General features: G+C 65.5%; 11 protein-coding genes. 3 read left to right on the forward strand and 8 right to left on the reverse strand.

The features are described 5' to 3' along the window. Positions 1-131: 131 nt before the first annotated feature. Entirely contained in the window at positions 132-3,617 is a 3,486-nt protein-coding gene (locus tag BMY71_RS16385) for an indolepyruvate ferredoxin oxidoreductase family protein (RefSeq protein ID WP_092685337.1), read from the reverse strand. A 324-nt stretch (positions 3,618-3,941) separates the two neighbouring features. On the opposite strand from BMY71_RS16385, the gene BMY71_RS16390 reads away from it, so the two are divergent. Next, positions 3,942-4,373: a RodZ family helix-turn-helix domain-containing protein gene (locus BMY71_RS16390; protein ID WP_011503517.1), complete on the forward strand. Its 432-nt coding sequence runs from the start codon at positions 3,942-3,944 to the stop codon at positions 4,371-4,373. 235 nt (positions 4,374-4,608) lie between these two features. Beyond that, positions 4,609-4,887, forward strand: a complete 279-nt coding sequence (locus BMY71_RS16395) for a GCG_CRPN prefix-to-repeats domain-containing protein (RefSeq protein WP_011503518.1) — start codon at positions 4,609-4,611, stop codon at positions 4,885-4,887. Positions 4,888-4,974: 87 nt separating this feature from the next. Here the strand turns inward: BMY71_RS16395 and BMY71_RS16400 are convergent, their stop codons facing one another. The 4 genes from BMY71_RS16400 to BMY71_RS16415 all read right to left on the reverse strand — a co-directional run bounded on the left by BMY71_RS16400 (position 4,975) and on the right by BMY71_RS16415 (position 9,517). Next, positions 4,975-5,784, reverse strand: coding sequence for a DUF1295 domain-containing protein (locus tag BMY71_RS16400; RefSeq protein WP_092685127.1), 810 nt, complete (start codon positions 5,782-5,784; stop codon positions 4,975-4,977). Positions 5,785-5,951: 167 nt separating this feature from the next. Continuing rightward, complete coding sequence (locus BMY71_RS16405; RefSeq protein ID WP_092685129.1) at positions 5,952-6,494, reverse strand: hypothetical protein; 543 nt, start codon at positions 6,492-6,494, stop codon at positions 5,952-5,954. A gap of 149 nt (positions 6,495-6,643) precedes the next feature. Further along, on the reverse strand, positions 6,644-7,699 hold the full coding sequence (locus tag BMY71_RS16410; protein WP_092685131.1) for a Tle-like phospholipase domain-containing protein: 1,056 nt from the start codon (positions 7,697-7,699) through the stop codon (positions 6,644-6,646). Between the two features lie 285 nt (positions 7,700-7,984). Further along, a complete protein-coding gene (locus BMY71_RS16415; RefSeq protein WP_011503522.1) occupies positions 7,985-9,517 on the reverse strand; it encodes an acyl-CoA carboxylase subunit beta in 1,533 nt (510 codons plus the stop codon). A gap of 299 nt (positions 9,518-9,816) precedes the next feature. Between BMY71_RS16415 and BMY71_RS16420 the strand changes: the two genes are divergently transcribed. Beyond that, positions 9,817-10,239 (forward strand): DUF4260 domain-containing protein, encoded by a 423-nt coding sequence (locus BMY71_RS16420; protein WP_092685339.1) that lies wholly within the window; start codon positions 9,817-9,819, stop codon positions 10,237-10,239. Between the two features lie 6 nt (positions 10,240-10,245). On the opposite strand, the gene BMY71_RS16425 is transcribed toward BMY71_RS16420, so the two are convergent. The 3 genes from BMY71_RS16425 to fliK all read right to left on the reverse strand — a co-directional run bounded on the left by BMY71_RS16425 (position 10,246) and on the right by fliK (position 13,172). Further along, positions 10,246-11,061 carry a penicillin-binding transpeptidase domain-containing protein gene (locus BMY71_RS16425; protein WP_092685341.1) on the reverse strand — a complete coding sequence of 272 codons (816 nt, stop codon included), beginning with the start codon at positions 11,059-11,061 and terminating at the stop codon, positions 10,246-10,248. Between the two features lie 66 nt (positions 11,062-11,127). Continuing rightward, positions 11,128-11,394 (reverse strand): EscU/YscU/HrcU family type III secretion system export apparatus switch protein, encoded by a 267-nt coding sequence (locus BMY71_RS16430; RefSeq protein WP_092685133.1) that lies wholly within the window; start codon positions 11,392-11,394, stop codon positions 11,128-11,130. Next, positions 11,391-13,172 (reverse strand): flagellar hook-length control protein FliK, encoded by a 1,782-nt coding sequence (fliK, locus tag BMY71_RS16435; RefSeq protein WP_092685135.1) that lies wholly within the window; start codon positions 13,170-13,172, stop codon positions 11,391-11,393. The genes BMY71_RS16430 and fliK overlap by 4 nt, the downstream gene beginning before the upstream one ends. Between the last annotated feature and the right edge of the window lie 50 nt (positions 13,173-13,222).

Genomic DNA, 13,222 nt, shown 5'->3' on the forward strand with positions numbered 1-13,222 from the left:
ACGCAGCGGATTCCCGTCACGTGGAATGTCTTTCCGTCATTGCGAGGAGCGAGGCAACGAAGCAATCCAGAGGCCGCATCACTCGGCTCTGGATTGCTTCGCGCGCAACGACGTTATCATTCGTGGATCGACTACTCCGCCGCCATCTGACGCGGCGGCGCAGGCCGGGGATCGCGCAAATTCGCGCGCAATTCGGCGAAGCGCGGCGCGGTGTCGTCGACCGATTTCTGCTTGATCGGGCCGTAACCGCGGATGCGGTCGGGCAGCGACAGCAGTTCGACCGCGGTGTCGAGCGTGCTCGGCGACAGATGCGAAACCACGCTGGCGACATCCGCCTCGTAGTTCGCGATCAACTCGCGTTCGAGCTTGCGCTCCGGATGATAGCCGAACAGATCGAGCGGCGTGCCGCGCAAGAAGCTGAGTTTCGACAACATCCGGAACACCGGCCGCATGCCCTCGCCGAATTGCCGCTTCTTCGGCCGACCGGTGACGTCGACGCCCGGCAGTATCGGCGGCGCGAGGTTGAAGCTGACCTTGTAGTCGCCGTCGAACTGGTCGCGAATCTGCTGTTCGAAGGCCGGCTGCGTCAGCAGCCGGGCGACCTCGTACTCGTCCTTGTAAGCAAGCAGCTTGGCGTAGTTGATCGCCACCGCCCGCGGCAGCTCATCGCCATAGCCACCGGCCTCTGCAGCGGCGCGTACTTTTGCCACCAGTTCACGGTAGCGCGTGGCGAGTCGATTGCCCTGATAATCCGTAAGCATCGTGCCGCGATGCGCGATGATCTCGTCGAGCGACATCTCGCCCTGGGTCTTCGGCGCCACCGTCGCGTCGGCGCCCTCGAGCAGCGACGCCAGCCGCGCCGGATCGGCGGCGGCGAGCCGGCCGAGATTGAACGCCTGGGTGTTCATCTTGATCGACACGCCGTTCAGTTCGATCGCCTGTTCGATCGACGCCGCCTTCACCGGCAGCAGCCCTTGCTGATAGGCATAGCCCATCATCATCATGTTGGTTGCGATCGAATCCCCGAGCAGCGTTTCCGCCGCCTTGGTGAAATCGAGAAACGCCGAATCCTTGCGCAGCGCGCTTTTCAGAACACTGTTGACCTTGCGGGTCTGGAAATCGAAATCGCGATTGCGGATGAAGTCGGCGATCGGGATCAGATGCGTATTGACGACGCCGTGGGTACGGGCCGGCTCGCACAGCGAGATCGTCTCCTTGGAAATCGCCATCACTTCGTCGGCGACGATCAGCACGTCCGCGGTGCCGGTGACGATCCGCGAACAGGTGACGTCCTCGGGCTTCTCGGACAGCCGGACATGGCTGAGCACCGCGCCACCCTTCTGCGCGAGCCCCGACATGTCGAGAATCATCGAGGCCTTGCCCTCGATATGCGCCGCCATCCCGAGCAGCGCGCCGATCGTCAGCACGCCGGTGCCGCCGACGCCGCCGATGGCGATGTTGTAGGGCTTGTCGAGACCGGGCCGACTCAATGGCTCGGGCAGATCGCTGAAGCCGCCGAGATCGACCGGCGCGCGCTTGCGCAGCTTGCCGCCGTCGATCGTGACAAAGGACGGGCAGAAGCCTTTGAGGCAGGAATAATCCTTGTTGCAGGTCGACTGGTTGATCGTCCGCTTGCGGCCGAGTTCGGTCTCCAGCGGCTCGACCGAGATGCAGTTCGACTGCACCGAACAGTCGCCGCAACCCTCGCACACTGCGGCGTTGATCACCACGCGGCGCGGCGGATCTTCCAGCGTGCCGCGCTTGCGGCGACGGCGCTTCTCGGCGGCGCAGGTCTGCACGAACACGATCGCGGATGCGCCCTCGATCTGCCGGCATTCCTTCATCACCGAATCGAGTTCGTCACGATGGCGCAGATGCGTGCCCGGCGCGATGCTGTCGGCCGGATAGGCGCCGGGCGTTTCCGACACCAGATAGATCGCGCGGATGCCTTCGGCGTGAAGCTGATAGGTGATCTGCTGCGGCGACAGATCGCCGTCGTGACGCTGGCCGCCGGTCATCGCCACCGCGTCGTTGTAGAGGATCTTGTAGGTGATGTTGGCCTTCGAGGCGACCGACTGGCGGATCGCCAGCGAGCCGGAATGGAAATACGTGCCGTCGCCGAGATTGGCGAAGATGTGCTTCTCGTCCGTGAACGGCGCGATGCCGACCCACGGCACGCCCTCGCCGCCCATATGGGTGAAGGTCTCGGTGTTGCGGTCCATCCACAGCGACATGAAGTGACAGCCGATGCCGCCCAGCGCGCGGCTGCCTTCCGGCACCTTGGTCGAGGTGTTGTGCGGACAGCCCGAGCAGAAATACGGCGTGCGCGCGATCGGCACGACGTTCTGCACCTGTGAGGCGTCGCGGCCGTGAAACCAGTCGGCCTTGGCGCGCAGCATCTCGGCGATCGTCGGGTCGATCTCCATCGCCAGCAAGCGGTCGACCAACGAGGTCGCGACCTTTGCAACACTGAGTTCCTGCGCGAACGGCAGGAAGCGATGCTCGTGCTCGTCCATCTTGCCGATCACGCGCGGCCGGTCGCGCGTGCTGAACAGTTGCTGCTTGAGCTGGTTCTCGACGATCTCGCGGCGTTCCTCGACGACGAAGATCTCCTCGAGGCCGTGCGCGAAGTTGCGCACGCCTTCCGGCTCCAGCGGCCACGGCATGCCGATTTTGTACAGCCGAAGACCAATGCGCGCGGCGACCAGCTCGTCGATGCCGAGTTCGCGCAGCGCCTGGCGCACGTCCTCATAGCTCTTGCCGGACGCCATGATGCCGAACCGCGCATTCGGCGAATCCATCGTGATGCGGTTGACCTTGTTGGCGCGGGCAAAAGCGATCGCCGCGAAGCCCTTGTAGTCCTGCAGCCGGCGGTCCTGATCGTAGCGATCGTCGGGCCAGCGCAGATTGAGCCCGCCGGGCGGCATCTCGAAATCGGTCGGGAGGACGAACGGCGTCATCTCGTCGGCGAGATTGATCTCGGCGGTCGTCTCCACCGTCTCGGTGATCACCTTCATGCCGACCCAGCAGCCGGAATAGCGCGACATCGCAATGCCGAGCAGGCCCATCTCGATGATTTCGTGGATCGACGACGGATACAGATACGGCATCAGCGCCGCGATGAAGGCGTGGTCGGACTGATGCGGCACCGTCGAGGATTTGGCGCCGTGATCGTCGCCGGCCAGACACAGCACGCCGCCGTTCTTGGCCGAACCCGCGGCGTTGCCGTGGCGGAACACGTCGCCGCAGCGATCGACGCCAGGTCCCTTGCCGTACCAGATCCCGGTGACGCCGTCGTACTGCGCACCGGGCGAAAGGTTGAGTTGTTGCGAGCCCCAGATTGCGGTGGCCGCGAGATCCTCGTTCACGCCGGGCTGAAACTTGACGTTGTACTGCTCCAGATGACGCCGCGCCGCGACGAGCTGCTGGTCGTAGCCGCCGAGCGGCGAGCCGCGATAGCCGGTGACAAAGCCGGCGGTGTTCAGCCCCGCGGCGCGGTCGCGCCGGACCTGCGCCATCGGCAGCCGCACCAGCGCCTGGATGCCGGTGAGAAAGATGTGTCCGGAATGCTGGGTGTATTTCTGGTCGAGACTGATCGGTCCCTGGTCGATTCCCATACGGCCCTCATAGGCGTTGGACCGCGCAACCATTTGGCCGCTGGTGCGGTCTTTCTTGGAATCAGTCTATGCCGGTTCATGCCGTTGGCGCATCACAAAAAGCGGCAGTTTCGCAGCGTCCTGATCTTCGCAGTTTCATTCCCGCCGGCGCGGCGTCTGCTTGCAGATAACGTCTCGAAACCACCCTCCGGCGAACGATCGTGTCTGTCGCGCTGCAGCACGTCCGATGGCAGCAGCCGGGAACCTCGCAAGCACGCTGCGATTGCTGGAACGGATCAAGGCGCGGTGGATTGACTCCGCGACCATCGTCGAAAGGAGCATCTCATGGCGCAAAGCAATCTGAACGATCCCTATCAGTCCCGTATGCCGATGGATGATCCGCGCGCTGCGCCGCGGCTCGATTCCGACCTTCAGGCAGATCCCGAACGGCGCGCGGGTCCGATGACCGGTGGGCGGATCGCGGCGTTCGCTGTCGCCATCATCCTGGTGTTCGGCGCCGTGTTCTACGGAATGAACTCGACCTCCACCGACCCCGGGGCTCCGGCAATTTCCACCACCCAGAACAGCCCGGACAATGCAGCCAACCAGACGGCCCAGAGCTCGCCGCCGACTGCACCCGGCGCTCGTGACATCACGCCCCGCAATAATGCTGAGCCTGGCACGACCACCGGTGCAGCGCCGTCGCGCGGCAATGCGGCGCCGCCGGTGTCGGCGCCCACTGGCAGCACCGCAGCGCCGAGCGGCGCCGGCAAGTAACACACCATCAGGATCGGCGGATCGGCGAACAGCGGGTGCAGCAATGCACCCGCTGCTTTGTTGCGCGCCCCGCGCTCCGTTGCGAATCCAGCGGCATATGGCGTTCATGACATGTTCACGACGAATCGGCTAAGCGGGATTCAACGCCGGGGCAAGCGAGCGCATCGCCGGCCCGCCGACTATCGAACGCCGACTATCGAACAATGCCGCACCGCGGCCGAATGAGGGAAAAGCCATGAAGATGATACTCGCAGCCACCGTGTTAGCAGCCACCCTCGTCGGCGCCGGTGCCGCCGGCGCGATGCCACTGGCGCCGCTGGGTTCGAGCAATTCGGCGGACATCATTCAGGTCGCGCAGGGCTGCGGTCCGGGTTGGGCGCGCGGTCCGATGGGCCGCTGCCGTCCGATGTATCGCCGGCCGCCGGTGGTCGTCGTACCGCCGCGCGTCGTCGCGCCGCGCGTCTGCCCGCCCGGCTATTTCTGGCGTGCCGGCCGCTGCATCCGCCGCTACTGATCGGATCGACCCGGCATCGACGAAAGCCCCGCTCGCGCGGGGCTTTTTCGTTTGCGACGCCGAGCATCGATCGCCGGGCACGCCACGCTAGCGGAACGCCAGCCGCAATTTGCGCAGCGAGTAGATCGCCGTCGCCGGAAACAGGATCGGAACGGTCCGGACATAGTCCTGATAGTCAGGCTGTGCGCCGTAGCGATCATCCTGCTTGCGTTCGAGGCCGGCGGCCGCCGCGGTCATCAGCGCCTCGATATACAACATCCCCAGCGTCGCCAGCAGCCAGGCCGCGACCGTCGTATAGGCGGACAGACCGGACAGCCAGACTCCGAACCAGAACAGCATCTCGCCGAAATAATTCGGACAGCGCACCATGCGGTACAGCCCGACATCGCAATAATGCGACGGATGCGTCTTCTTGTAATTGTATTTCTGCCAATCCGCGATGCTCTCGATCGCGAGCCCCGCGATCATCACCAGCACACCGAGCGGTGCCGAGGCGGGCCATACGCCTTGCGCTTGCAGCGAGAGGGTCAACAACGCTGGCAGGAACAGCAGCGTGTAGAGCAGACTGACGCCGAGCCAGATCACGATCTTCTGCCACAGCTTCACCTCGGAGGTGCGCCTCTCCGCGCCGGCGAGTTCCTTGGCGTAGCCGGGATTACGCTCACGGATCGCGAGGAAGGCGCCGAGCCGGATGCCATAGGCAAGCAGCAGCAGAAGCTGCAGCAGCGCCCATCCCCCGATCGTGTCGCGAAACACCAGCCAGAACACCAGGCTCTGCGCTGCGATCGCGCCGGCATAGCACAGGCTGACGAAGTAATAGACGCGCCGAAAGCCCGGCGCAGACACGGCCAGGCAGACGAGGAAAGCAAGCCCGACAAGATACCATGGAATCGTCATATCGCCTCGCCCCGTGAATGCGATGAGAGCCGTCAGCAACGCCTGTTATAGCCCGGCCTCGTGCATCCTCTATGTCTGAATCCCGGACAAGCAATTGACGAGGCGGATTCGTTCGCTTCACGCGCCGGCGCCGCCGCTCGGGAGATCGGGCGTGCGCTACAGACGCCTCATTTCAGCTTGCAGCGCTGGCCCGGCACCCGGGTGTCGCACACCCGCGTCGCGTCGAACAGGCTGGTGAGCACCTTGAGCTGCTTCGCGTTGGGCTCGAATCGATGCGCTTTCTGCATCACATAGAAATTCTCGCGGCCCTGAACGGCTTTCGACCAGGTGATCTCGGGCTTGCCGCTCTCCTTGGCCTGGGGACACTTCTCGATCCATGCGACCATCGGGTACAGATTCTCAGTGCCGTCCTTCAGCTTCTCGAAGCGCGCGCCGGGGCACTCCGCCAAAGCGGCCTTCTCGGAACGCGCCCGATAGTCGGCGGGCGACTGTTCGGCTCGATTCAACAAGACCTGGGTAGTGAGCTTCTCGGTCCAGTTCGCCACGCTCTGGCCGTCCGGGACCATCACGGCCGCTTTCGTCGTGTCGGTCTTGGACTCGGCGACAATCTTGTAGCCCTTCGGCGGCTTCAACAGAAGTTGCTCTTCGGCGCGGGCCAGCGCTGATTGCGACAGCGTTGCGACCAAAGCGACGACTAAAACTCGTTTCATGAGCAAGAACTCTACGGAAGGACGCCGAAACAGTGCCCGAGAACCCTGCGGGATTCAATATCGCGCACCGGCCCGGCCGCGAAAGGACAGCAGTCTGCCCTCGGGATGCTGCGTTCGCCTTGGTCGCCGCCAGAGGCGGACCGGTTCAATTACTTGCGGTTGATCCACGCAGTCAGGCGTTCAACCCAGTTCTCGCCGGGGTCGCTGCCGGGTGCGTCGGGCAACGGCGCGGCGCGCGCGGCCCACGCCTCCGGCGTTCCGGCGGTCTCCAGCAAGCCCGCGGCGAGGTCCGCCATACTGTGTTTGGCGACGCCGCTGCCATGCGCGCCGAAAGAGAACCGCACTGTCCTGATCTGCGGATTGAACGCCGACACCGGATAGAGCTGGGTCATCAGGAACCGCAGAAAGGCCAGCACCTCGCCGCGCTGATACACGCGATCGATCAGCAGCCCGGCTGCGTTCTCTCTACTCGGAACCCCGGGGTCGTAATAGCCGGTGACGGTCGATGGATCGAACGCGAAGACGGAGCGAATTCGGCCGTCCTTGTAGGCCGCCTGCTGCGCCAGCCCGCCGCCGAGCGAATGCCCGGTGGCGACGATCTTCGGATCGGCCTGTTTGTGCGCGGCCAGCGCGCGGTCGAGGATCGGCCCGATGTGCCGCTGCACCTGCGCGTACTGATCATAATACGGCAGAAACCGCGTCACCCAGCGCAGATTGGCGATCCAATCGTCCGCTTCCTTGAAGTCGGTGCCGCGGAACGCGACGACGATCTCGTTGCGCGTCATTGAGCTGAACACCTTGTAGCCAAGCCCGCCCAGCGCCGTGCCGCCGCACTGCCCTTCGCCGTCCGGACACGGCAGCGGCCCCTCGCCCTGCTCGATCACGGTCCAGCCGCCGAGCCAGGCGTCGCGCAGCCCGGCGGTGACCCGCACCAACGCCGCGTCATCCGGCGGCGGCCGCTTCAGCAACTCGTCGAGCCTCGGCGTACCGCTGCCATCGCCGTCATAGGCCCACAGCGCGAACATCGCATAGGGCAGATAGTGGCCAGCCATACGCTGCGACGGCAGATGCGCCGCGCGATAGTCGCCGACGCGGATGAAGGTCTCACCGCTCTTCTGCCGGTAGCTGTCGAACGAGCCGTGGAAATAGAGCCAGCCGGCGAAGGCCGCCGCCGCGATCAATAGGAATGTCACCAGGGCACGCATGGTCAGCCCTCCTGGATCAGCAATCAGTCCCGTCTCAAAATCGAGCACCCCGCCCAGTCGACCGCGATGACAGGCGCCGCGGAGGCGTTGCTCTCGCGCGACGATCTTGTTCCTGTTCGCGGGCTAACTCCAGCGATGATGAACGGACCGCACTACAACTAACGAACAACACCCCAGAAATACCACACGCGCCGCTGCGGAAAACGCAGGGCGCGTGTGGGTCGGATCATCAAGAAACAGCCGATCAATCCGCCCGGTGGTCCCGGCGGATCGTAGGACGGCCTGTTACAGCGGCATGTTGTCGTGCTTCTTCGGCGGCAGGTCGACGTGCTTGTCGCGCAGCATCGCCAGCGCGCGGGCGATGCGGCGGCGGGTGGCGTGCGGCATGATGACGTCGTCGATATAGCCGCGCTCGGCGGCAATGAACGGGGACAGGAAGCGGTCCTCGTATTCCTTGGTCCGCGCCGCGATCTTGTCCGGGTCGTTCATATCCTGACGGAAGATGATCTCGACCGCGCCCTTGGCGCCCATCACCGCGATCTGCGCGCTCGGCCAGGCGTAGTTGACGTCGGCGCCGATTTCCTTGGAGGCCATCACGTCGAAGGCGCCGCCATAGGCCTTGCGGGTAATGACCGTGACCAGCGGCACGGTGCATTGCGAGAACGCGAACAGCAGCTTCGCGCCGTGCTTGATCAGCCCGCCATATTCTTGCGCGGTGCCCGGCAGGAAGCCCGGCACGTCGACGAAGGTGACGATCGGAATGTTGAACGAGTCGCAGAACCGCACGAACCGCGCCGCCTTGCGCGAGGCGTCGCTATCGAGCACGCCGGCCAGCACCATCGGCTGGTTGGCGACGAAGCCGACGGTTCGGCCGGCGATGCGGCCGAAGCCGGTGATGATGTTCTTGGCGAAGGCATCCGACAATTCGAAGAAATCGCCCTCGTCGACGACCTTCAGGATCAGTTCCTTCATGTCGTAGGGCTTGTTCGGATTGTCCGGAATCAGCGTGTCGAGCGAGAAATCCTCGCGCTCGATGTCGTCGAAGCTCGGCCATTCCGGCACGCCGCCGACATTGTTGGCGGGCAGGAAATCGAGCAGTCGGCGCATCTGCAGCAGCGTCTCGACGTCGTTCTCGAACGCGCCGTCGGCGATCGAGGAGCGGGTCGCGTGCACGCTGGCGCCGCCGAGTTCCTCCGGCGTCACGACCTCGTTGGTCACGGTCTTCACCACGTCGGGGCCGGTGACGAACATGTAGCTGGTGTTCTTCACCATGAAGATGAAGTCGGTCATCGCCGGCGCATAGACGTCGCCGCCGGCGCACGGGCCCATGATGACGCTGATCTGCGGGATCACGCCGGAAGCCTGCACCACGCGGCGGAACACGTAGGAATAACCCGCCAGCGCCGCGACGCCTTCCTGGATGCGCGCGCCGCCGGCATCGTACAGGCCGATGATCGGCGCCCGCGCCTTCAGCGCCATGTCCTGGATCTTGGTGATCTTGGCGGCGTGGGTTTCCGACAGCGAGCCGCCGAACACGGTGAAGTCCTTGGCGAACACGAAGGTCTTGCGGCCGTTGACGGTGCCCCAGCCGGTGACGACGCCGTCACCCGGAATTTTCGTCTTCTCCATCCCGAATTCGGTCGAGCGGTGCTGGACGAACATGTCCATTTCCTCGAACGAATGCTTGTCGAGCAAGAGGTCGATCCGCTCCCGCGCGGTGAGCCGACCGCGCGCATGCTGCGCGTCGATGCGCTTCTCGCCGCCGCCGAGTTTGGCCGCTGCCCGGCGATCGTCGAGTGCTTCAAGGATATGTTTCATGAGGTTCAGCCGCGCTTCTTGATGTCGATGTCCCGCCGCAGGGCGTGCCGAGCTTTTGCCCCCGGATCGCTGCAACAATCAAGGCCTTCTAGCACGGGGTTTTCGAGGGTGGAAACCGCCTTGGCGTGCTCCGGATACCCCCTTTCGGAGGCGTTTTGGCCGTCCGCAGAGCCGATCTGCGGACTCCGGGCCGCCGGCAACCCACCACCGCATCCAAAACTGCATCGGCTGAATGCGAAAGCGCGATGGCGCCGCAGCCCAAACCGCCCTATATCGCGTGCCCCCGGCAGGAGGTTCGCATGATCGAGCGCACGACCGACACAAACCCCGACGGCGCGGTGAACGGTCAAGTTCAGGCGCTGTTGCGGGTCGAGGGCGCGGCCCTGTTCGTGGGCACGTCGCTGTTCTATCTGATCTCCGACTCGCCCTGGGAGCTTTATGCGCTGCTGTTCTTCGCGCCCGATCTCGGCTTCCTCGGCTATCTGGCCGGGCCCCGCACCGGCGCTTTCGTCTACAACGCGCTGCACACGACGGTCGCGCCGCTGCTGCTGGCGATCGGCGGCATGGTCGTGCTGTGGCCGATGGCCGGCACGCTGGCGTTGATCTGGTTCGCCCATATCGGCTTCGACCGGATGCTCGGCTTCGGCCTGAAATACGGGTCGGGCTTCCGCCTCACCCATCTCGGCCGGATCGGCCGGCGCAAACCCGCCGAAGCCAGCTGAGCGCGCTCAGATCGCGCCGATGTCCGACAGCAGTTGCTGCGCCAGCGTGATCCGGGCGGCCGCGTGGCGCGGCTCGCGAGCATCCAGGTTGAGCGCGAACACCGTCTGCTCCTGACCCTTCTCTGCCCAGCCGACAAGCCAGCCGAGCGAAGGCTGCCCCTTCTCCGCTCCGAGCAACCCGGTCTTGGCGCGGATGACGGCCTCGCCCACTTTGGTCACCGGCAGGATGTCGGCGACCAGATCCTGGCTGCGCTTTGAGATCGGCAGGACGCGGCGGCGTAGACGGTCGATGAAGTCGATCTGCTGGATGCAGTCGATCCGCAGATCGCCCGTCAGCCAGAACTGATCGATGCCGCCGCCGATGTTGCGGTTGCCGTATTCGAACAGATCGACATATTTCTGCATCCGCTCCGGTCCGATCCGGCGCGCGATCTCCTGATACACGGGCACCGCGGAGGTCGCGATCGCGGAACGGAGCGTGTGATCGCGATTCCACGCCTCGATGCTACGCGTCACGCCGTCCCATTTGAAAATGTCCTTGTCGGGATCGGCGACGACGCCGGTCTCGAGCGCGATCAACGAGTTCGGCACTTTGAACGTCGAGGCCGGCAGGAACGGATCGCCCGATCGCTGCGCATCGCTGGCGATGATCAGATAATCGTCGGTCTTGTAGCCGACGAAAGTGCCCGCGGTGCCTTCATCGGCGAAGCGCTTGGCGAGGCTGGTGCGGATTTCACTGCGTGGCGGCGCGACCTCGGCGAAAGCGCGGGCGGGTAGCAGTGCGGCGGCGCAAAGGCCGAGTGCGGAACGGCGAGTAATCACGATGTCACCATGCGATTGATAGGCTCGAACCATGCGCGACGCTTCGTGGTGAAACAATGGCCGGTCTCAACGACCGCGGCCGGACAATTTCAGCACGAAGGCCAGCACTTCGGCGACCGCCTTGTACAGTTCCTCGGGGATCTCCTCGCCGAGTTCGACATGCGACAGCGCGCCAGCCAGAACCTCGTTCTCCTCGATCGGAATGTCGTGCTGTTTGGCGACCTCGATGATCTTGGCGCCGATCGTCCCCTTGCCTTTGGCGACAACGCGCGGCGCACCTGCGCGGTCGTAATGCAGCGCGACGGCGATCTGGTTTTTGACCTCGACGCTCACAGCGCGCGATCCAGAAAATGGCCGGCGGGCGCGGGCGGCGGCGGCGTCGGCGATCCGTCGCGGATGATGATGTCGCCGGGCGTAAGTTCGGCCCGGCTCAGCGCGACGCTGAGCTGCGAGGCGCCGGCGCGCAACTGCGCCGCGGTGGATGGCCGCTCGGCCCACATCCGCACCGAGGTCTTCTCGCCCTGCAGCGAGATCAGCGCGTGCACCGGCCCGGCCGGCTCGACATCGAGCGAGAACCGCGCGCGCCAGACCCGACTCGCGGCCGCGCCGGACTGCGCCGACTGATCGCCGCCGTCCCGTGAGATTTCGAATTGCGCGACTGCGGTGCCGTGCGGCGTGGCGAACGGGATTTCGAAGCTCCAGCGCGGCTGCGTCGCATCGAGCCGCTGCGATCCGACATCGGCGCGGTCCGGCAGCGAGGCGACCTGCAGCAGCGTCTGCCGCGCCAGCGACCCTTCGGTCTCCGCGAGGATCCGGCGCAGCGCGGCGTCGAGCGGGGCATGGGGATTGAGGTTGGCCGGCATCACCGGCTGCGCTGCCGGCAGCGCACCGCCGATCGGCGGCGGCGGCGTGTTGGTGCGGGCAATCGCGTTGTCGTCGGTCTTGCCGACCCGCGCGCCGCTGGTCGCCGGCAGCAGCGACAGCAGCAGCGCGTTGTCGAAGCCCGCTTTGGCGAGCGCGACAGCGGTCTGGGGATTGGCCTGCAGGGCTTCCTGCAACGCACTCAGCGTCGCGGCGGTGGTCGCGGGCGACGCGGCCGGCGTCGAACTCGACGTGGACGCGTTGACATTGGTGAGCTGATTGATCACGCTCTGGATCAGCGCCTGCTCGGGGGCGTCGGTCGCAAGCCCCGCCATCGCAGCTGTCGAAGCCGTCAGCGACGCGAGCGCCGGTGATGTCGCTGTCGCGAGCGGCGTCGCCGTTGCACCGGTCGCGTTGAGCAACTCGGTCTGGGCGGCGAGCAGCGCGGTTTGCGCAAGTAACTGCGTCCCCTGCCCGCCCTGCAGCAACGGCGTCGGCGGATTGGTGATTGCCGACTGTGGCGACGTCGTCATGTTACTGCCGCCGAGCGCTGTGGTCAGCACCTGACGCAACACGATCAGCGCGGCCTTCAGATCGGTACCGGCGGTCGCGGGCTGCGCGCCGGTCGCGAGCGACGCTTCGAGCAGGATCCCTGAACTCTGGAACGCGCGCTGGATGTCCGCGCCGGTCAGCGCCGGTGTGAGACTGGAGCGCTGCGCCAGCACCTGAGTCACGGCCTGGCGCACCGCCTGCGGCAGGCTGGCGAGGTCGGTGACGGCATCGAGATTGGCGAACAGCGTCGACAGCCCGGTCTGCTGGGTGGCCGCGACCTGCGCCGCCATGGTGAGCGCCGCGGCCTGCTGCGGGGTCAGCGCATTGGCGGCGGGAACGATGCTCGGCGCGGATTGAGCCGTCAGCACGATCGCCTGGGGAGCGAGCGTGACCGTATCGAGCGCGGCGCCAGCGGTGGCGAGATTGGCCGGAACCTGAGTCGTCGCCGGCTGATTCACGATCGCGAGCCGGATGCCCTGATCGGTCTGGGAGACCGCAACCTGCAAAATCTGGCCGGCCTGCAGCGGGATCTGCGCGGTCGCGTCGATGGTCTGGCCGGCGATCGCGATGCGCACCTGATTGTTGTCGAGGACCGACAGCACCTTGGCCTGGACCACCGTGCCGGGCTGCAGCACGACGTCGGCGGTCACGCCCTGCAGGGCGACGACGGAAAGGTTCGGATTGACCGAAATCGCCATGAGGACCACGTCGCGCGCGAAAATCCCGACGATGTTAACCGACGGCCGTA

Source organism: Rhodopseudomonas pseudopalustris (assembly GCF_900110435.1).
GTDB classification, from domain to species: Bacteria; Pseudomonadota; Alphaproteobacteria; order Rhizobiales; family Xanthobacteraceae; genus Rhodopseudomonas; species Rhodopseudomonas pseudopalustris.

Bases quoted from the DNA above. Each gene is read 5' to 3' on its own strand.
- BMY71_RS16385 (WP_092685337.1), bottom strand. From the start codon at position 3,617: ATGGGAATCGACCAGGGACCGATCAGTCTCGACCAGAAATACACCCAG.
- BMY71_RS16390 (WP_011503517.1), top strand. From the start codon at position 3,942: ATGGCGCAAAGCAATCTGAACGATCCCTATCAGTCCCGTATGCCGATG.
- BMY71_RS16395 (WP_011503518.1), top strand. From the start codon at position 4,609: ATGAAGATGATACTCGCAGCCACCGTGTTAGCAGCCACCCTCGTCGGC.
- BMY71_RS16400 (WP_092685127.1), bottom strand. From the start codon at position 5,784: ATGACGATTCCATGGTATCTTGTCGGGCTTGCTTTCCTCGTCTGCCTG.
- BMY71_RS16405 (WP_092685129.1), bottom strand. From the start codon at position 6,494: ATGAAACGAGTTTTAGTCGTCGCTTTGGTCGCAACGCTGTCGCAATCA.
- BMY71_RS16410 (WP_092685131.1), bottom strand. From the start codon at position 7,699: ATGCGTGCCCTGGTGACATTCCTATTGATCGCGGCGGCGGCCTTCGCC.
- BMY71_RS16415 (WP_011503522.1), bottom strand. From the start codon at position 9,517: ATGAAACATATCCTTGAAGCACTCGACGATCGCCGGGCAGCGGCCAAA.
- BMY71_RS16420 (WP_092685339.1), top strand. From the start codon at position 9,817: ATGATCGAGCGCACGACCGACACAAACCCCGACGGCGCGGTGAACGGT.
- fliK (WP_092685135.1), bottom strand. From the start codon at position 13,172: ATGGCGATTTCGGTCAATCCGAACCTTTCCGTCGTCGCCCTGCAGGGC.